At 64.7% G+C, this 19,952-nt stretch carries 15 protein-coding genes and 1 tRNA gene; 10 read left to right on the forward strand and 6 right to left on the reverse strand.

Annotation, left to right across the window (positions count from 1 at the left end; genetic code table 11):
* Positions 1-21: 21 nt before the first annotated feature.
* The 3 genes from SM116_RS13270 to SM116_RS13280 are packed head-to-tail and all read right to left on the reverse strand — an operon-like array spanning position 22 to position 3,151.
* Positions 22-1,149, reverse strand: a complete 1,128-nt coding sequence (locus SM116_RS13270) for a hypothetical protein (protein ID WP_320941451.1) — start codon at positions 1,147-1,149, stop codon at positions 22-24.
* The gene (locus SM116_RS13275; RefSeq protein ID WP_320941452.1) at positions 1,149-1,748 is read right to left on the reverse strand and encodes a hypothetical protein; all 600 of its coding nucleotides are present in this window, start codon (positions 1,746-1,748) and stop codon (positions 1,149-1,151) included. Before SM116_RS13275 ends, SM116_RS13270 begins: the two co-directional genes overlap by 1 nt.
* The gene (locus SM116_RS13280) at positions 1,748-3,151 is read right to left on the reverse strand and encodes a hypothetical protein (protein WP_320941453.1); all 1,404 of its coding nucleotides are present in this window, start codon (positions 3,149-3,151) and stop codon (positions 1,748-1,750) included. The genes SM116_RS13275 and SM116_RS13280 overlap by 1 nt, the downstream gene beginning before the upstream one ends.
* Positions 3,152-3,417: 266 nt before the next feature.
* Here SM116_RS13280 and SM116_RS13285 point away from each other — a divergent pair, with 266 nt between their 5' ends.
* A complete protein-coding gene (locus SM116_RS13285) occupies positions 3,418-4,116 on the forward strand; it encodes an HNH endonuclease (RefSeq protein ID WP_320941454.1) in 699 nt (232 codons plus the stop codon).
* Here SM116_RS13285 and SM116_RS13290 read toward each other — a convergent pair.
* A protein-coding gene (locus SM116_RS13290; protein WP_320941095.1) for an IS5 family transposase occupies positions 4,099-4,996 on the reverse strand; the annotation gives its coding sequence in 2 pieces (ribosomal slippage) (positions 4,099-4,644 and positions 4,646-4,996; 897 coding nt in all). The genes SM116_RS13285 and SM116_RS13290 overlap by 18 nt on opposite strands.
* Positions 4,997-5,418: 422 nt before the next feature.
* Here SM116_RS13290 and SM116_RS13295 point away from each other — a divergent pair.
* The 7 genes from SM116_RS13295 to SM116_RS13325 all read left to right on the forward strand — a co-directional run bounded on the left by SM116_RS13295 (position 5,419) and on the right by SM116_RS13325 (position 16,315).
* Positions 5,419-8,034, forward strand: a complete 2,616-nt coding sequence (locus SM116_RS13295) for a Z1 domain-containing protein (protein ID WP_320944179.1) — start codon at positions 5,419-5,421, stop codon at positions 8,032-8,034.
* A complete protein-coding gene (locus tag SM116_RS13300) occupies positions 8,024-9,847 on the forward strand; it encodes a hypothetical protein (RefSeq protein ID WP_320941455.1) in 1,824 nt (607 codons plus the stop codon). Before SM116_RS13295 ends, SM116_RS13300 begins: the two co-directional genes overlap by 11 nt.
* The gene (locus SM116_RS13305; RefSeq protein ID WP_320941456.1) at positions 9,844-10,740 is read left to right on the forward strand and encodes a hypothetical protein; all 897 of its coding nucleotides are present in this window, start codon (positions 9,844-9,846) and stop codon (positions 10,738-10,740) included. The genes SM116_RS13300 and SM116_RS13305 overlap by 4 nt, the downstream gene beginning before the upstream one ends.
* Positions 10,733-12,094: a DUF6339 family protein gene (locus SM116_RS13310; protein WP_320941457.1), complete on the forward strand. Its 1,362-nt coding sequence runs from the start codon at positions 10,733-10,735 to the stop codon at positions 12,092-12,094. The genes SM116_RS13305 and SM116_RS13310 overlap by 8 nt, the downstream gene beginning before the upstream one ends.
* Before the next feature lie 64 nt (positions 12,095-12,158).
* The gene (locus tag SM116_RS13315) at positions 12,159-14,135 is read left to right on the forward strand and encodes an AIPR family protein (RefSeq protein ID WP_320941458.1); all 1,977 of its coding nucleotides are present in this window, start codon (positions 12,159-12,161) and stop codon (positions 14,133-14,135) included.
* A 79-nt stretch (positions 14,136-14,214) separates the two neighbouring features.
* The gene (locus SM116_RS13320; RefSeq protein ID WP_320941459.1) at positions 14,215-15,324 is read left to right on the forward strand and encodes a DNA cytosine methyltransferase; all 1,110 of its coding nucleotides are present in this window, start codon (positions 14,215-14,217) and stop codon (positions 15,322-15,324) included.
* 1 nt (position 15,325) lies between these two features.
* Positions 15,326-16,315, forward strand: a complete 990-nt coding sequence (locus SM116_RS13325) for a restriction endonuclease PLD domain-containing protein (protein WP_320941460.1) — start codon at positions 15,326-15,328, stop codon at positions 16,313-16,315.
* On the opposite strand, the gene SM116_RS13330 is transcribed toward SM116_RS13325, so the two are convergent.
* The gene (locus tag SM116_RS13330) at positions 16,312-17,307 is read right to left on the reverse strand and encodes an IS481 family transposase (RefSeq protein WP_320941461.1); all 996 of its coding nucleotides are present in this window, start codon (positions 17,305-17,307) and stop codon (positions 16,312-16,314) included. The two genes, SM116_RS13325 and SM116_RS13330, sit on opposite strands and share 4 nt — an antisense overlap.
* A gap of 143 nt (positions 17,308-17,450) precedes the next feature.
* On the opposite strand from SM116_RS13330, the gene SM116_RS13335 reads away from it, so the two are divergent.
* Both SM116_RS13335 and SM116_RS13340 read left to right on the forward strand, forming a co-directional pair.
* A complete protein-coding gene (locus SM116_RS13335; RefSeq protein ID WP_320941462.1) occupies positions 17,451-17,945 on the forward strand; it encodes a very short patch repair endonuclease in 495 nt (164 codons plus the stop codon).
* 556 nt (positions 17,946-18,501) lie between these two features.
* Positions 18,502-19,632, forward strand: coding sequence for a tyrosine-type recombinase/integrase (locus SM116_RS13340; RefSeq protein ID WP_320941463.1), 1,131 nt, complete (start codon positions 18,502-18,504; stop codon positions 19,630-19,632).
* Between the two features lie 209 nt (positions 19,633-19,841).
* On the opposite strand, the gene SM116_RS13345 is transcribed toward SM116_RS13340, so the two are convergent.
* Positions 19,842-19,913: transfer RNA gene (locus SM116_RS13345), tRNA-Arg, on the reverse strand.
* Positions 19,914-19,952 lie beyond the last annotated feature (39 nt).

Here is a 19,952-nt window from a genome sequence, read left to right on the forward strand (position 1 = left end):
CTACCGACAACATCTCCTCTCCTAACTCAAATGGCCCGGGAACCACGTGCTCGGCGTCGCCACCGCGAGGCGCGTCATCCCCCGGTCATCGATGTAGAGCACGTCACCGTAGTTGGTGACGCGGATCGTTCCGCCGGGCTCGGCCTGCGACACGACGGCATTCTGGATGGCCATTGCGGTAGCAGCTGCACCTTCGGGCACGAGTTCGGTGAGCGCCACGCCGCTATCGAGATCCACGAGCTTGCCATCGAGGATGTCGTAGTAGCGACGCACCAGGAAGCCGCGCGCGATCTCGCCGGCGGGGTCGGGCCCGGTGTAGCCGAGCAGACGCTCCTCGCCATCGATGAAGCCGCCTACGGCGCCATCTGCGTCGACCCAGAGCTCCCCCATCGGCTGCGCGGACGTCCACTGGCGAAGCTTCTCGGAAAAGCTCCCATCGACCTCGGACCGCAGGGAGCGGCCTGTCTGAACATCCACGACGTCCCGCGTTCGCGTCACCCTGACGCGACGTTCAGGGATGTCCCCACGCCACAGCCCGCCAATCGGAGGGCGGCTCGGACGCTCCGCCGTCTCGAGCTCGACTTCAGCGGGCGGTTCGTCCCCGCCGTTCGACGCAGGCTCGGGCTGTGCCGGGGTCTGCGGCTCGGATGCCGCGGCCTGATACTGCCCGGATCGGATTCGATCGATCCGCTTCATCATCCGCGCTGCGGGACCCTGGATCCCCATGGAAACCTTCTGGCCGAAGGCCCGCACGAGATCCGCCGCTTCCCGTAGCTGTGCGGCAGACGGCTCATCGCTGAAGTGCAGCCACGTGTTCCGCATGTCGACGATCTTCTTCGAGATCACCCGCAAGTCGCCGCTGTTAGGAATTACCTCGCGATATATCGTCCCCGGCGCTCTGAGGTACTCGCCCAGGAAGAAGCTTGGGTCCTCGGGAGACTGACGGCGCATGACCCGCTGCGGATCCTCGGCCCTGCGGCGCTCCACGTAGTCGTCGAACCACGCTCGCCCGTAGGTGGGGATGAGCAGGCGATCACTGCGACGTGCGAACTCAATGCCGAATCCACGCATGAGCGAGAAGTAGCCCTTCATCACCTCGCCGTACGTGTTGTGCTCCGGAAGTTCGACCCGAAACGCTTCGATGGCCATCAGTACAATGCCTCCACGTCACGCTCGATGCCGAATCTCTTCATGATCGGAAGGACGCGGGTCGTCGCGTACGCTGCGAACACGGCTTCGACACCGCCCTCGTCGACCATGAATGCCGGGTGACCCGCGTGCTGGCGGGCGCCGCCCTTCAGCTCGCCGTACTCACCGATGGCGACGGCACCGTGTGATGTGAGGAGCTCGGCGACATCCGTTCCCGCCACCTCGTTGAGGTCATCCCACGTCACCGAGGCGAGCGTCGGATAGCCGCGGTCGCCGTACTTCAGTGTGCGAAGAAGCGCGACGCGCCGGCCCGCAGCCGCCTCGCCGAGGGTCATGCGCCCCGCCGCCTCTAGACGACGGTAAGGATCGGGGCCCGCGAGGAAGTCGAGCGGCTGCACGTCAGCAGAGCCATCCGTCCACACAGTGCATCCGACGGTCATGCGGAGGCCGTCGCTGGACTCGATAACAGCCTCGCGGAGCCTTCCAGACTGCTCAACGCCCGCACGTCCCGATGCCACCGACACACCGGTGAAGTCGACGTCTTCAGGCCGCATTGTCACCGCGATGAGGCCGACATTGAACTCGATGTCCTCACTCATCAGGCCGCGCCTGCAGCCAGTAGCAGGTTGGTGTAGGCATCGCGCACGAGTTCGTAGGCCGCTCCGGACTTGCCGATCTTCTGAGGGTCGAAGTCCATTGTCTGCATGATCATCTTGTACTTCTTCGCGATCTCTCCGAGGTGCCTGTTAAGGAATGCGATGGGATCGGTCTTCCAGGCGATGGTTCCGTCGGTGCGGCGCTCGAGCAGCGCGGTCAGCCCGTAGACGAGCGGAATGATGAACCCTTCGGGGCTGGCGTAGTCTGCCTCCTGGTCGGAGAACTTCGTGTGGTGCTTCCTCGCGGTCTGCGGGTTCATTTTCCGCACAGCCACGATCGCACCATACCGACCGTCGTTCTGGTTGTATGCGATCGGGAACTTTCGGTAGATGAGCTCGTAGAGCTCGGGCATCTGGCCCGCGATCGTCAGCGCGCTGAAGACCGGCAGATTGCGGAGCTCGGCGAGCGCCCCGTGCACGCACGTGACCGAAGGCGAGCTCATGAGCCGTTCGAAGCGGACAATGCAGTCGCCTTTGTTGCGGTACAGGTTCTGGGGTAGCGGCGCGGTCACCGCCTTCGCATCGTCGTCCTCGGGCATCGGCTCGAGAAGAGCGAGCGGCACCCAGGCGAGGGCGACCACATCGGCGACCTTCACCGGCTTCGGGTCGCCCTGCTGCCATTCGACCCGATCGCTGATGTACTTCGGCAGCGTCTGCTTGATGTCATCGAAGTAGCCGCGCTTGTTCGCCTTTGCTTCGACCCTCAGCTGGACGTTGTTATTGCGCGCTGCGCAGATGTCGAGGATTGAGGACTCGAAGGCCTCGACGACCGCGGTGTCGGACACATCCGAGGGGACGATCAGCTCCACCGGGATGAGGAAGTCCAACTCAGTCGAGTCCCCCTCGGCGCGCCGCACCTTAGCGCGTAGCTCGTCGACCCTCTCGGCTTCCTGATGCCAGAGATCGCGGAAGTCGGACCAGACCTTGACCTTCCTGATGGCCTGCTCGGGAACACCGGCGACCGACAGGACATGCAGTCCGATCGCGAGCGTGTTGTGACCGCCGTCGAGGATGCCCTCGATCTTGCGGTCGGCGAAGTTGACGCCGATGCGATCGCGATCGAGCTTGCGGTAGTCGGAGGCCCCGAGCAGGATCCCCTTCGTCTTGAACGGGAAATCGTCGGGCGTGTTCTCTATCGAGTCACGGATCGCCGCAGTGACCTGACCGACTTTTGATGAGCGCGGATTCGCCTCGAGGTCGAGTACCTCAATGACGGGAATGAAGTGGCGGGCCGGAACGAAGCCGGAGAACCGCGTGATGCGATCCACCGTCTGCTCCACGAGCTTGTCGAACTTGACGACGGCGTGGAACGCCGAGAATGCTGCTTCGTTACTGTCTTGCCTCATTGCTCTCTCTCATTCTGCCGAGGGAGAGCCCCTGGACGCGCAAATGGCCGGCTCTGGAGCCGGCCGAGTCTGCTCTTGGGGTCGGTCGAGTCGACCCTTCCAGAAGCCCTGCCGGGATTCTTCTTAGTTTGTCGCGGGCCCCTCGTGGGCGCCGATTCGGCTATTCCGCCAGGCTTCTCAGCCCGGCACTTTCATGGTGACATGCGACGCGCTGATTGCACAAGCAGGTGTTTGCGGAGCGCATAGTGGTGCGCTAGAAACTACTCATGAGCGTGGACTGGACGTACGAAGAAGTCGTAGTTGTCGCGGATGTCGTGCAGCAACACGGGTGGCGCTCGCTGAGACGCGACGACACGGAAGTCACTCGACTCTCGGAGCTGCTGCGCGCGGCGAAAGTGCACCCCGTCGACTCCAGGGACGACAAGTTCCGCAACCCGGCAGGTGTCGCACGCAAGACCGCAGACCTCGCGACAGCGCACCCGGACTATGAGGGCAAGACCACTAGGGGCGGAAGCATGACCCTCCAGGTGCTTGAGGCGTTCCTAGACGACCCGGAGGGCATGCGGCCTATTGCCGCTTCGATCCGAGAGGCCCTGCGTAGCGGTCAGCAGGTTGAGGTCAATGAGCTCGTGCCCCCCGGCGAAGGGGACGGACTTCGTGAAGGCCGCCTGCTTCTCGCGCTTCACGTCAAACGCGAGCGCAACCGCGCATTGAGGACTGCACGCATCAATGGCGCCCTTGCGTCCGGCATGGGGCTGGCGTGCGAGGTATGCGGGTTTGACTTCGAGAAGAAGTACGGAGCTCGCGGTGCCGGATACATCGAGGTGCACCACACGCTCCCACTTCACGTGTCAGGCGAGGTCAAGACGAAGCTCGAAGATCTCGCCCTTCTGTGCGCAAACTGCCACCGAATGGCGCACCGAGCTCCCTGGGTCACCCCCCGACAGCTAGGGCGTGTCTCCTAACCGTTTGAGCCAGAGGGTGATGGCTCTTAGGACGGCTCCGCCGCGGTAGGTGAGGGCGAGTTTGTCGTAGCGGGTGGCGAGGCCGCGCCACTGCTTGTCTTCGTTGAAGCCGCGTTCGACGACGTTTCGGCCCTTGTAGTCCTGGATGTCGTAGCTGACCGGCCGCCCGCCGCGGGAGCCGCGCCGTTTGCGATGGCCCTGCTGGTCCGACGGCTCGGGTATGACGGCGACGATGTCCCGGTCCCGCAGGTGCTGCCGGATCGCACGGGACGAGTACGCCTTGTCGCCGCGGAGCCGGTCAGGGCGGGTGCGCGGCCTTCCGGGTCCGCGCCGGGCGACTTTGAGGTGGTCCATCAGGACGGGGAACATCGGCGCGTCGCCGGCTTGTCCCGGCCCGACGAGCACCACCAGCGGACGCCCGCGACCGTCGACGAGGTGATGGATCTTCGTGCTCAAACCGCCGCGTGACCGGCCGATCGCATGGTCAGGCGGTTCCTCGCGCAGATTCTTGTAACTCGAGAGAGCCCCCTGTGTCGCGCCGAAGGTTCGTCGCGTGCTGATGCGCACGGTTGATCGTGGAGTCCACGCTCACCGCCCAATCGATCTCACCGGCAGCGTCGGCGTCAGCGAGGATCTCCGCGTAGATCCGATCCCACGTGCCATCGCCGCTGAACCGGCGGTGCCGCTTCCACGCCGTCTGCCACGGCCCGAACTCGGCAGGCAGGTCACGCCATGGCGAACCGGTCCGGTACCGCCACACGATCCCCTCCACGACCCGCCGGTGATCCTGGAAAGGGCGACCGCCCTTCCGCGACGCGACCGGCATCAACGGCTCGATCCGAGCCCACGCAGCATCCGACAGCGACTCAGTACGCGACACGCTCACCAGCCTGCCGCCAACCACCCCGACAGGTTAGGAGACACGCCCTAGCCGCGGACCTCCCCGAGCAAACGTAAGCGCGGCTACCACCGGCACACATCGAGTCACGATTCCACTGCACGCGCCACTTCGCCGTCCTCTGACTACACTCCACACTGCCGGAAGGCGGAGTCTCTGACTTTGCCCGGCACATGTCGCCTGTGGGCCCGGGTCCTGACCCACGGGTACGGCAGAACGATCGCCAATCGCAGAGCATGAGTTTTGCTTAGAGCATAGACATGTGGTGAGACTGTCGGTATCGTGCCTTGCGGGACGAACACTGCGAGCGGTCTGAGACCAGGGCTTCAGGCTTGAGTAGGAATTTCAGCAGCGCCAAGACACATCTGAACTGCCGCCCTTACGTGAGGAGCTTTGTGAGCGAGATGACAGACGCATACCCGGACGATCGGATCGACAACTTCGCTGACATGGTCGGCGCCTGGGTCGCAGGCGGCCAGTCACTGGACTCTGTGCGCAGCTACCTGAGGATCACGAAGACGCCCGACGACCTGATCGAGCTGGCGATCGCGCGATTCGAGATGCGGATGTCCGACATCAACGGCGTTGAGGTCGTGGTCGACCCCGAGGGCGATCACACCGCCTGGTACGCCGGCCCCAAGGCCGCAGACCGCTTCTGGCCGCCCGTGAAGGCCGCGCTCCAGCAACGCCTGCCCGCTGGCGCGGTGACGGACGTCGACAAGGTGACCAGCCTCACGCTGTCGAAGCTCCACGCCCCGGGGACCGCGCAGTTCTCAGATCGCGGTCTCGTCCTCGGCTATGTCCAGAGCGGCAAGACCACGAACTTCATGGCGCTTGCGGCCAAAGCGGCCGACGCGGGATACAAGCTCATCGTCGTCCTCTCGGGCGTGACGGACAGCCTCAGAGATCAGACCCAGGAGCGCGTGGACGAGGTGCTCGTCGGAGACTCAGCCGACTGGTTCCCCCTCACCAAGCGTGGCGATGACTTCGCCCACTCCACAGGCGCACGGGCGCTCTTCACTAAGTTCAACGGAGCGCTGATCGCCGTCGTCAAGAAGAACCCCGCGCGCCTGCGACGTCTGCGTGATTGGATGACAGGCGCCGGCAAGATCGCCATGGAGCACGCTCCCCTGCTGTTGATCGACGATGAGGCCGATCAGGCGAGCATCAATGTTGGCGATGCGGCTCGCGCGTCCACGATCAACGCGCTCCTGCGCGACATCCTGAAGCATCCGCGAAGCGCGTATGTCGCGTACACGGCGACGCCGTTCGCCAACCTGCTGATCGATCCCCGCAATGAGAGCGACCTCTACCCGCGCGACCTCATCGTGTCGATGCCCAAGCCCGCCGGCTACTTCGGCCCCGAGCGTCTGTTCGGCAACATCGATCTACCGGATGACGCGGGACTCGACATGATCAGAACAATTCCTGCAGGCGAGGCTGTGTCTGCTCGCCCCCCGGCTGGTCTCGGAGCGGTCAACACATGGAACCCCGTGCTGGGCTCGGAGCTACGACGATCCATCCTGTGGTTCATCCTGTCGACGGCCGCCAAGCGCCAGCGGAACGGCAACGGGCAACACTCGACCATGCTCATCCACACATCCATGCTGTCGGAGGCGCACTTCCGTACACGTGACATCGTCTCCGCCGCGCTCGACGCGATTCGCGTCGGCATCGCCACGGACGACGTCGGAGTGATCAACGAACTTCACGAGGTCTGGGTCGCTGAGTCGACGCGGGTTCCCGCGAGCCGCTTCGACCACGCGAGTCTCGAATGGGATGATCTGCTCCCGGCGCTGCGAGGGACCGCAGATGACATCGACATCGTGGTCGACAACTACAAGTCCAGGGACCGTCTCAGCTATGCGTCCATCACCCCGACCACGGCGATAGTCATCGGCGGCAACACCCTGTCCCGCGGTCTGACACTCGAGGGTCTGACAGCCAGCTACTTTGTCCGCTCAGCATCCGCCTACGACACCCTGCTGCAGATGGGCCGCTGGTTCGGGTACCGCAGCGGCTACGAGGATCTATGCCGCATCTGGATGACCGATGAGCTGCGCAGGTGGTTCCGCGACCTGTCTCGGGTCGAGCAGGAGATCCGTGACGAAATCGCGCGTTACCGACGCGAGGGTCTCTCGCCTCTGGAACTGGGCGTGCGGATCCGACTACACCCCGACCTCGCCATCACTGAGGCGTCCAAGATGCAGAACGCGGTGAACGCGTCACTGTCGTACAGCGGCCGCAACCCGCAGACCACGGTCTTCCGCAGGCACGACAGCGAACGGCTGGATCGCAACATAAGGGCCGCGAAGCACCTGCTCGAGACCATCCAGCGTCATGGCGGCGCAGTCGAGGAGTTCGCTGCCGGAGGCTCTCTCAACCAGCTCCTCAGGGGCTTCCGCGACGTTCCGGCCGAGTACATCCTGCGGTTCCTCGCTGAGTACGAGTTCGACGAAGACCAGCGCGAAATGACCCGCGAATTGCTCTCGACTTACATCCGTGACGAGCTCAAGAACGGGTCGCTGGAGAAGTGGCGCGCCGTCGTCATGGAGGGCCCCAGCGGCGAAAAGATTGAGCTTCCGGGTGTGGGGCAGGTGGGTACCGTCGTCCGCAGCCGAATCGCTAACACGGATGATGACATCGCGAACATCCGGATCCTCACGAGCGCGGAAGACCGCGTCGCGGGGATCGACTGGGAGTCCGACGAGACGCCTCCCAAGGGCGCAGACCTGCTCGTCGAGCGTTCGAAGCGACACCCGAAAGAGGGCATCCTTCGCCTCTACCTGATCGACCGCACGTCAGCTCCGAAGGCAGGGTCGCAGACCCGCGCGGCGCTGGATGCCGCGGGGATCGTGACGGGAATCTCAGTCGACTTCCCGGAGTCGTCGACACCGGACCAGAGCATCGGATATGTGATCGCTGCAGTTCCGGGCGCAGAAGACGTCGAAGAGGCAGAAGCAGCCAGCGCCGCCGACGACGCGGATGAGAAGGAGCTGGACGATACCGATGAGGCTTGAGCTCTACTCCGAGAAGGTACCGCCCACAGGCACGATCGACGGCGATGCCACTCGGCGCGCGCTCGGCAAGCCCAACCTCGGATTCTGGGAGGTGTTCCTGCGTGAGTCGCTGCAGAACAGCTGGGACGCCCGGCTCGAGCGAGACGCATCGATCGACTTCGCGATCGATGCGGTCCGTTTGAGCGCGGATTCCATTGCCGTGCTCCGGGATGTGGTCTTCGCCGACTCGCTGCCTGCGCCCGCAGACGCGCTAGGCAGGCTGCTCGGTTCGGGCGGAGTCGATGCACTCATGGTGCGGGACGGCGGGACTCGAGGTCTCGCCGGCCCGGCACCTGCGGACCAGGCAGTTCCCGAAGGCGTGCGAACCGACTTCCGGAACTTCGTCTTCGACATCGGGCGTGATCCGCGGCGTCAGCTTGGTGGGGGCACCTACGGTTTCGGCAAGGGCGTGCTCTACGATGCGAGCCAGGTGCGCACCTGCCTCGTCTACACGCGCACGCAGCTCGAGGGCGAGCTTGTCGATCGCTTCATCGCCACCAGCGTCGGCTCGGGATTCGAGCACGCAGGTTTCCGATACACCGGACGCCACTGGTGGGGCCGGCGTCCGGAGCAGGGAGTGCTGCCGCTCGAGGGTTTCGCGGCGACCGACCTCGCAGACCGCCTCGGCATGCTCACGCCCGATGGCGGGTCCGGAACCACAATCGCGGTACTGGCGCCTCGGGACCCGTCCGCCGATTTGGGCGAGCCGCTGGAAGCGGTCATGGAGTCGATTCGTGAAGCCACCGTGACGTGGGCGTGGCCACACCTCACGGCCGCGAGCGGCGAAGCCAGCATCCGTTTCGCGTATTCCATTCATGGCGAGCCGTTACCCCTACGAATAGACGACTATCCGCAGATCCAGCAGTTCGCGCTCGCATATCGCGAGGCCACGCGCGTCCAGTCCGAACCCGGCTACCAGCACTCGTGGCAAGTCGAAGCGCACTCGCTGCCACTCGACGCCAACCGTCCCCGAACAGGCGTGCTCGTTGTCCGTCGCGCTGTCCAGGCAGAGGCTATGGAGAAGCGGCTCAGCCGGGATCTCGATTCCACGGTCGCCCTCATGCGCGGCCCGCGATTCGTCGTTCGCTACGAGAAGATCGACTCGGACCCACATGGCCAGTACGTCGCAGGCGTCTTTCTCGCCGACCCGCGGATGGAGGATGTGTTCGCGCGCTCCGAACCCGTGACGCATGATTCGTGGGCACGTGAGCGCGGCCGCGCAAACATGCGGCCGATCGGATGGACGCTGAACGACATCCAGACGGCCACCGCTGTCCGACTTGACGTTCCTGACCCCGAGGATTCGAAGTCCAGCATCGGCGGTGTGGCGCAGCTCTCGCGCACACTCGCAGAGAACCTCGTGGGCTTCAGCGGCAAGGGCGCCGAGAAGCAATCCCGTCGAAGCCCCAGCGGCATGCGCTCCCGCGTTGAGCTGTCGGTGACGGGGGCGGGGGCCCCCTCTCCCGTGGGTGTGGACGGCGAGCAGATCACGGTTGACTTTCCGCTCACCGTGCGCATCCGTCCGGGTGCGGACCTGTCGCGGTGGATCGTCCACGCTGAACCTCGGGTCATCACAGAGGCCGGAGGTGGTGCAGCGAAGGCTGAGTCGGACACTCCCGTGGCGGTGATCGGGTGGTTCGTCGGGGACGAGATGGTTGCGGCCGGAGACCGGATCGGCGGACTCGAGCTCAAGCTCGAAGACATGGCTGTGCGTGTGACGCATACGCGCAGAGCCGCCATCGGCGTGACTATCACGAAGGAGGCTCTCGCGTGATGCACCCCAGCCGGGGCTATCGTACTCTGCCCGTCACAGCTGTCCGCGCGGACCGCTGGACGGTGGCCGTTGAAGACGGCCCTTCCTACGACAACATGACGGTCGCGACCGATTGGACGTACTACCAGAGCATTCAGGCGAGCGTCGACTTGCTTGTCGACGCGTCAGGTCTCGCCGTGCTCGTCGGACTGCCCGATGACGCCGAGTTCGGTGCGACTCTGTCGTGGCGGACCACTCGGGTGGGTCTGCGCGGAAGCTCACCCGTCACCGGGATCGACGGCGGCGAGGTTTCGCTGAGCACGCTGATCCCGATCGGCGAAGTGGGGGGCTCACTCACCCTCGAAGCGAAAGTCATTCTGGTTTCCCCGGGAAGCGGCTGTAAGGACGAGCTTGCGCCGACGGAGCTTGGCTCGATTCTGTGGACGGACGAGTGGCCGGTTGTGCTGGAGGGCATCGCAGCCAGACTGCCGATCATTCCAGTCTCCATGGGTCAGCACCCGTTCTACGACCTCCACAACGCGCGATGGCTCGTGAAGGTCGAGATGGCCGACCTCGAAGCGCCGATCGACGCGGCGGTGCGCATTTTCGTGAATGAGTCGAATGAGAACGTCCAGCGCATGATGTCCGAGCCGGGCGGAGAGACCGCGAACGCGATGACATCGTCGCTGCTCATCGACATCCAACGTGAGCTGATGCGCCTCGCGCTCGCCGAGGACAGCGCCTACGAGCATGACCGCGATTATCCCGATGGGTCCCTGGGCGACGCACTGTCCGCCTCGCTCCGTCTGTTCCCGAAGGACTTTGAGCTGTTGCAGAACATCGCGCAGTACGACGGCGCAAGCTTCGACGTCGAGCTGCAGGGCCGGCTGGGTGAGGAGCGGGTAAATGGCTGAGCACGCGTTCCCTGCGGCATGGCCACGAATGCCGATCGATGAGGCGGTTATCACCCTCGCGAAGCTTCGAGAGCTGTCGACGCTGGAGGCACAGGACTTCGTCTCCACCGATGTCGAGAGCCGCCGATTCTATGCGACCGCACCCACCCGCGTCGACAAACGGCGACTCGACGAGCTTCGCGCCTCGGTGGTCAGGCTTGCAGAGAGGCACGGATTCCCGCGAGAGCGCGACGAGCGCGCCAAGCCGACGTTTGACCAGGAGCTGGCTGTTCTCTTCGCGACGTCGGTCCCGATGTTGCCTGTCGAGGCCGCGGATGAGGAGGTCTGGGCGTTTCTCACGCTTAGCGTCCTACCGGATGTTGCTGTCTGGCGCTGGCCGGCGAAGCCCGGTGACCCCGATCGAACGGTTGTTGTCGACGAGGACGAAGATGCCTCCAAGTCAGACTCACGGGCGGAGCGCTTGCTTGGGCGACGGCGCGGCGTGTTCCGCCAGGCATGGTGGCGCGCGCACCTGCTCGGCACTGAAGCGTGCCTGAGGCTCGACGAGGACAACTTCATTAATCTGACAGATCGCGTCTCCTTGACTGGTTACCGCCTCATCGGCGCACTGGTCACACAATCCCACCTCGCGCGGATCGACCGCGGGTCCTACGATCGCCGCTTCTCCCTGCGCCGAGCTCTGGTTCTGATTGGCCGTGAGTTCGGCCGCCTCGCGGTGGAGGCGCTTCCCGAAGAGTGCGTCCGGATTGTCATTGAAGCCGCGTTCGACCAGGCGGAACTCGATGTGGCCGAGGAGAAGGCGCGCAGGGCGGAGGAGAAGGCCGGGAGGACTGCGGCGGAGAATACAACCAACGGCCTCGCGACGCCCTTTGGCCAGGAACTGGCGTCTGGCGAGACACGCGAGCCCGCTGCCGCTGGCCCGGTCGGGTCGACCGAGGAGCCGGCAGATGAGACGGTCATCGACGAGGGCGACGGCGTCGAAGCTCAAGCAGGGATGACAGACGCGCGAACTCGGTTCCTGCAGGCCGCAGCGCCGTATGCGTCCATCCTCGAGCCGATGCTGCTGCCGGTCGACTACGCCACTGCGATGGCGATGCTCGCACAGGCGGAGCAGCATGTGCGAGCGCTTAAGGGCGATCCCATCGCCGCCCGCATCTTCGATGATCTGAGCGGTGTCATCGGCGACTGGGCCTCGCTCGAACACGTTGAGCGATCAATCGTCTATGCCGCGCTCGCGTACTTCGTCGAGGACGACGACATCACCGCAGACACCGGACCAGGCGGGCTCCTGGATGATGCCGAGGTTGTAGACGCCGCCTTCGTTGCACTGGGCCGCGAGCGGGAATTGGGCTGACGGGAACACGGAGGACTTGCGACCAATGACAGAACCGATTAGCCCACTGGACACGCTGCGGAGCATGGTGGAGATCTCCGCCGAGGACGAGAACGTCTCGGAAGCCTTTGCTTTCAGCGGCCAGAGCATGGCTCTGCTCGAAGAAGCCGGTGAGCTTAACGGACCCGAGCGTTTCGGTGCACCGCTCGGCCGGGTCGACGCCCTCGACTGGGATGCCGACACAGGCCGTCTCACGGCGATCGTCACCGACTTCGCTCCCAGCCGATGGGGTGATGTCCGAGAGCGCCAGGAGCTGCTTCCCGTCGTCAACGAAGCGGTCGCCCAGATGACACGGCTGATCACGGCTTCACGCAGTGGCGGCGGCGACAGCAGCGAACGCGTCCTTTCGTATCTGAGCGATATCAGCAAGGACATCCGAGCGATCCGACTGATCGCAGTCTCCAATGGGTCGTACGAGACGCAGCAGGCGACCCTTGATGACATCGCGCACGCGCCGGCGGACCTAGCCATCTGGGATGCCGGCGACCTCGCGACTGCTATCCAGCACACCGCGGCGCGAGAGCAGACCATTGACTTCCGCGATCAGCCCGATGGCGGCATCCGTATTCTCGGGCCGATTGGCGAGCGCGGTTTGAGCTCATACCTGATGGTATTGCCGGGCGACCTCATCGCTGACCTCTACCAGGCGCACGGGGCCAGCATTCTCGGTCGCAACATCCGCGCGTTCCTACAGGTGAACAATCGGGTCAACAAGGGCATCCGGCTGAGCCTCACGGAGATGCCGGCGTCGTTCTTCGCGTTCAACAACGGGCTCTCTCTGACGGCAACGGGGCTGAAGCGAGCCCTCGCGGGCGGCCAGCCGGTCGTCACTGAGATCACAGGGCTCGAGATCGTCAACGGCGGGCAGACCACTGCGTCGCTTCACAACGCCAAGTACCACGACGGGGTCAGCCTGGCGAATGTAAGGGTCCAGGCGAAGCTCACCGTTCTGCCGACGGTCGACTCCGATGAGATGGCTCTGCAGATCGCACGATTCGCAAACAGCCAGAGCCCAGTGCGAATGGGCGATCTGACCTCGAACAACCGGTTCTTCCAGAGCATTGAGCAACTCTCACGCACCGTCGACTTTGCAGCGGACCAGTCCGGGCGACTCTGGTTCTTCGAGCGGACTCGCGGCCAGTTTGCGACGGAGTCGGCCGCAGCGCGAGCTCTTGGCGCTGAAGCCCGATTCAAGCGCAAGTATGACCGCACCCGACGGTTCGACAAGTCCGAGCTGGCGAAGTTCGAGCTTGCGTGGCTCCAGATGCCCCAAGTCGTGGCAGCGGGCGCCGAGAAGTCCCTCGCTACTTTCATGAATCTCGAGCATGGCCCGGCCTCGGGCGGCGTGCCAGATGAAAAGTACTACCGTCGCCTCGTCGCTAAGGCTGTCCTGTGGGCAGAGACGGATAAGGTCATCGGTTCACTTGATCTCGGAGGCTACAAGGCGATCGACGTCGGTTACACCATTGCACTCATCTCGAAGCGAACGGCAGGGCGAATCGACCTCGACGCCATAGCCCAACACCAGGACGCCGGCGACGCATGGCGAGCGGCCGTCGCGTCGCTTGCGCCGGCAGTTCACGAGAACCTGATCGCGCGGGCCGGGGCCCGCAACGTGTCGAGCTGGTCGAAGACGGCGGCCGCGTGGGCAGGCGTTCAGGAGATCGACTGGGCTCCTGAAGCGACCCTTACGAGCTACCGCCCCGCAGGGGACGAGACGCGAGTATCCGTCGCCGCAGGTCAGTCCGCGATCGGGCTTCGCGCCGCCGAGGAGGATATCGAAGCTCGCAGACGGGTCGAGGAGTACGGGAGCCAAGCATGGTTCCAGCTGAGCTCGTGGGCAAAGGAGACAGACCGTCTTCAAGGCTGGCAGCGGGGCATCGCCTTCAGCATCGGCAGAGTCTTGGCGTCCGACAAATCTCCTACAGCTAAGCAGGTGACGCAGGCGGTCAAGATCCTCGATGAGGCAAGCAGGCTCGGCTTTGTCCCCACTCGCGGCTGAGGGGTGAGCTCAGGCTTAGGGCGTGGCACCAAGTGATGTCAGAAGCCCAGGCGACAATGGAGGGGACGGACGGAGACACATGACTACCTTTGCGCTCGGCGAGCTTTTCTGCGGGCCTGGGGGGATCGCCCTCGGCGCCCACCGAGCAGCCGCCGAGGTACCCGGCGTCGAGGTCATCCATGCCTGGGCGTCGGACTACGACCGCAGCACATGCGACACCTACCTGCGGAACATCCCTGGCGCGTCCACCGACACGGTTATCCATGAGGACGTGCGGAAGCTTGATATCGACGGCCTGGCACCCATTGACGGGCTTGCATTCGGGTTCCCCTGTAACGACTTCAGCCTCGTCGGCGAGCAAAAGGGCATCGACGGTACATTCGGACCGCTTTACCAGTACGGTGTGCACGCGCTTGACGCGCACAATCCGCGCTGGTTCGTCGCTGAGAACGTCGGCGGCCTGCAGAGCAGCAATGAGGGCCGCGCTTTCAAGCTAATCCTTTCCGCGCTGCAGTCAGCGGGTGAGCATGGCTATCGCCTGTATCCGCACCTCTACAAGTTCGACCAGTACGGCGTTCCGCAACGCCGCCATCGGATCCTCGTGGTCGGCATCCGCGCCGATCTTGAGGTCGACTTCACCGTGCCGTCCCCCTCGCTCTACGAGTCGATCGATGTGAGCGTTGGCCGGCGTCTCAGCCACCCCCCCATCGCCCCCGACGCCGCCAACCATGAACGTACGCGGCAGTCGAAGAATGTCGTCGAGCGACTTACTCACATTCTTCCGGGCCAGAACGCGTTCACCGCCGATCTGCCTGACCGTCTGAAGCTAAACGTGGCCGGTGCGAAGATTAGTCAGATCTATCGTCGACTCGAGTTCGACAAGCCTGCCTACACGGTCACCGGCTCCGGCGGGGGCGGCACGCACGTCTACCACTGGGAAGAGCCACGCGCGCTGACCAATCGTGAGCGGGCACGCATCCAGACCTTCCCCGATGATTACGTGTTCGCCGGCTCCAAGGAAAGCGTCCGAAAGCAGATCGGCATGGCCGTTCCCGTGCAAGGTGCACAAGCAGTCTTCACGGCGCTCTTCCGATCGTTCGAAGGAATTCCGTACGACAGCGTCGCAGCCAATCTCGCCCACCTGGTCGAGCGAAGCGCCGACGAAGACCACCTGGCCATCGCCAACTGAGATGGCCGCGCTCGTCCGCGACGATCTGCTTCAGCGCGTCCTGCTGTCGCCGACGGGCGATGGGTGTGACGAGCTTCATGTGCTAACCGGATATGCATCGGCACAGTTCGCCCTGTTCCACATTCTTGAGTTGCGCGAGCAACTGGGGAGGGACGTCGCAGTTCGCCTGAACATTGGCATGACCGGCGAGGAAGGGCTTGAGCTCTCCGCACACCAGGGATTCCTCGGGGCGATAAGCGCCCTTTCGGGCGACTGGCTGCGCGTGTCGTACGCGCCGCACGGCGTTTCTGATCACACCAAGCTCTACGTCTGGAACTGGAGCGGGCTTCCTACCATCGCCTGGTTCGGCTCGGCCAACTACACCGCGCATGGCTTCGGGCTGAGCGGGACCCGCAGGGAATCGATGATCCGTGTAGAACCCGAGTCGGCCTGGTCCACCATGGAGTCCGCGACAGCGGGCTTCATCTCCGCGACGGACGAATCCCTGTTTAGCCGGGTCCACGTTTATGAGGCCGATGCGCCGGAACAACGACGCCAGGTCCTCGCGCCGACGCGGCTCGCGCGGCCCCCTCTCGGAACGCTTGACTCGGTTGACCTGCCGTTGGTGCAGACGACAAAGAGACCAGGGGAGGTCCACAACGCCGGCGCGGGGCTGAATTGGGGGCAGCGAGGGAGTCGACGCCGATCCGAAGCCTATATACCGGTCCCGGCGGCCGTCGCTCGATCTGGATTCTTCCCGCCTCGCGGCCTTCCCTTCGCGGCACATACCGATGACGGGGCGACGCTTTTCCTTATCGTCGCCCAGGATGGCGACAAGGCGCTGCACAGCGTGCCCGACAACGGTGCGATCGGGCGCTGGTTTCGGCGTCGGCTCGGGCTTGCCGATACTGCCTTCGTGCAGACCGAGGACTTGGAACGGTACGGCTCGACGCATGTGACGTTCAGCGCGCTTGCCGATGGCTCATACTTCATGGACTTCGAGCCCCACTAGGTGTGATGTCCAGGCAGGTTGTTGAGCCTGCTGATGGGTGGGGCTCCGATGGCGGAGTGGCGCCTGTGCTGATTGTAGAAGTGCAGCCAACGGGGTAGGGCGTCGCGTCGTTCGCTCTCTGATCCGTAGAACCTGGCGTAGGCCCAGCCGTCGGCGAGGGTGCGATGGAACCGCTCGATCTTCCCGTTGGTCTGCGGCCGGTAGGGGCGGGTTCGTTTTGGTGTGATGCGGAGCTCGGCGCACGCGTCCCGCCAGGCGAACGAGCGATACGCGGACCCGTTGTCGGAGAGCACGCGTTCCACGGTCACACCGCGGTCGGCGAACCACGCGACCGCGCGTTGCAGGACCGCGATCGCGGTGACAGCCTTCTCATCGGCGCAGATCTCGACGTAGGCGACCCGGGAGTAGTCGTCGATCACGGTGTGCAAGAACGACCGTCCGATGCGGGGGTGGTAGTCATCGGTCCATTCCCCGGTGCGGCGGGCTGTGGCCGAACGGTTCTGCTTCGCTGCGTCGCGGCCGAGGTATCGCCATCCGCCGCCGTCGGGGATGTTGCCGAACTTGGTCACGTCGACGTGGATCATCGACCCAGGGTGATCGTGCTCGTAGCGGCGGATCGGCTCACCCGTGACCCGGTCGATGCGGGAGAGCCGGTTGATCCGGCACCGCACGAGCACCGCGTGCACCGTCGACGCCGGCGTGCCCAGCTCCCCGCCGATCTGCACCGGCCCGAGCCGGCGCCGCCACCGCGCGCGCACGATCCGCTTCACGATCTCCGGTGGTGTCTTCGACGGCAACCGGTGCGGGCGGCTCGAGCGATCGGCCATTCCTGCCGGGCCCTCCGTGCGATAGCGGGACGCCCACTTCCGGGCGGTCACCGGCGAGACCATGAACATGTTCGCCGCGACGGCCACCGGCCATCGCTCGTCGACGATCAGCCGCGCGAGTCGCAGTCGAGCGCGCGGAGTCAGAGCAGCATTAGCGTGGGACACGAAGGCCTCCTGGTTGCGTGAAGCGGTTCCTTAGACAGCTCCACTTCACAACCGGAGGCCTTCGCCCGTCAGCAGATCAACCGCGATTCACGCAACAACGTCCCTGGACATCACAACTAGGCCCCGTTGCCTATGCTGGAGCAATGGCGCAGGTGCCCGTTCCAGCCGCTAGCAGCGAGGCGATTCGTCGCACAATGGTCGCCAACCGCCGACGCGATACGGCGCCTGAGATCGCGGTCCGACGTTTGTTGCACGGCCGAGGTCTTCGGTACCGTGTCGACTTCCCACCCATGCCTAGTCTTCGCGCTCGCGCGGACATCGTCTTCACGCGACAGAAGATCGCCGTGTTCATTGATGGATGCTTCTGGCATCAGTGCCCGGACCACTTCGTGATGCCGAAGTCGAATGTCGACTACTGGGGGCCTAAGCTTCGCCGCAACGTCGAGCGTGACCGCGCCACAGACATGGCACTCGTCGCGGCGGGTTGGGTCGTCCTCCGGTATTGGGAGCACCGGGACGCGGGCGGCATCGCCGTCGCCGTTGAGCGCGAAGTTCTGGCTGCGACGGCCTCGAGGTCGCCCCTCAATCGACACGAAGTGCAGGCGAGAATGGCCGGCCATCTCGAGGAGATGAAGTAGGCGCCGTCCACCATGCTGAGAGCTGACGGCCGAGGCGAGTGCGCCGCGCCCGCAACCTGAGGATCACTCGTCGGACGCGACTCCCAGCTACCTGGTCAGCCCGCAAGGGCCGCCAGCATTCTCCCGCACGGCGTGTTGCGCCTGTCGCGCGCCAGCGAAATCGGCGTAGTTCCGCGGCTTGCACCGTCGGCGTTTCCCGCCACCGCCCGTATGCCTTTCCTCAGGGCAGCTAACGCACGATGAGCCGAACTCTCGGTAGGGCACTCCCGACACTCAGCCAATTGGCGATCGGGGTCAGCGCAGTGCTCGACGGCGAACGGCTGGTAAGCGGAGCGCGCCAGCGCGGAGTCTGCAAGGAGTGAGCGGCGAGAACGGAGCCGAGCTGGATAGCTATGCTCTCGCCGTCGGAGGGACGCGATCCGTTCCTCCACCACCAACACCTGACGACGTTTCCCGGCATCGGCCCGCATACCGTTTCACCGCCGTTGACGACAGCGTCACCATGTCCGACACTGGCCGAATACTGAGCATCGAGCCGGCATGAGCGGAGGTCGTGATGGGCACCATCACCTCGTACGAATCGACGAAGGGCCGCCGCTACCGCGTGCGCTATCGCCGGCCGGATGGCACCGAAACGCAGAAGCGCGGCTTCACGACGATACGCGACGCGCAGCTGTACCTCTCCATGGTCACAGTGTCCAAGTCGAAGGGCGAGTACATCGACCCGGTGGCGTCGCGGGTTCCCGTCAGGATGTTCGCCGACAGCTGGCTGCGATCCAAACGGCCGCCGATGTCGAAGCCGTCGTACTACATGACGCTCGAGCAGGCGTGGAAGAACCACGTCGCGCCGGTCTGGGCCGACCGGGAGATCTCCTCGATCCGTCGCTCCGAAGTTCAGGACTGGGTGTCAGAGCTCGCGACGCAGAAGTCCCGCACCGTCGTCCTACGCGCACTGGGGGTCCTCGCCGGTATCCTCGACGTCGCCATCGACGATCGTCGCCTTGCGAACAATCCGGCCCGCCACGTCCGCAATCTCCCTCGGAGTGGTCCGGGCAAGCGCCGCGTCTATCTGTCGCACGACCAGGTGGCGACGCTGGCGGCGTGCTCCGCCTATCCGACACTTGTGCTGACGTTGGCGTACACCGGCCTCCGCTGGGGCGAGGCCACAGCGCTGCGCGTGCGCAGCGTGAACAGGCTGCGTCGCCGCTTCGTCATCGAGGAGAACGCGGTGATGATCGCCTACGAGATCCACGTCGGCACGCCGAAGACGCATCGGACGCGTTCGGTCCCATACCCGGAGCGTCTCGCTCCGATGATCGAGCAGGCATGCTCCGGCAAGGGCCCGGAGGGACTGCTGTTCGGCGACGGGGTCAATCACATGCGCAACTCCGGCGAGAAGGGCTGGTTCGCAAACGCGGTCCGACGCGCACAGGCGGTGGATCCATCGATCCCGCGGCTCACTCCGCACGACCTCCGCCACACCGCCGCCTCGCTCGCGATCAGCTCGGGCGCCAACGTGAAGGCCGTGCAGCGCATGCTCGGGCACGCGTCGGCGGCAATGACGCTCGACACGTACGCCGATCTCTTCGACGACGATCTGGATGCCGTGGCCACGCGGCTGAATGACGCCATGCCGCTGGTGGCACTGCCGACGGGTCCGCAGACCCGCTACGCGCGACCCCAGTGACCGCAGAGAGCAGATTGCTCAGTTTTCCGACGGGCCCACGAGACGCTCAGAAGGCTCGATTTCGCCGTTCTGAAACGCCCTTCGAAGCGCTGTGCGGGGCCTCGTTTGCGGCTCACAGCGTTTTCAAATGCGGCCAAAAAGCGGCCAAAAGTGGGATTGTCTGTGGTCTGACCACAGAAGAATCCCTGATCAGAGCCAAAAAAGTACTGTGCCCCTGGAGGGACTCGAACCCCCAACCCTCTCCTTAGGACGGAGCTGCTCTTCCATTGAGCTACAGAGGCAGGCGGCATCCAGTCTATCGACCGGACGCCGCCTGCCCC

The sequence above is a fragment of the Microbacterium rhizosphaerae genome, from assembly GCF_034120055.1.
Classification (GTDB): Bacteria; Actinomycetota; Actinomycetes; order Actinomycetales; family Microbacteriaceae; genus Microbacterium; species Microbacterium rhizosphaerae.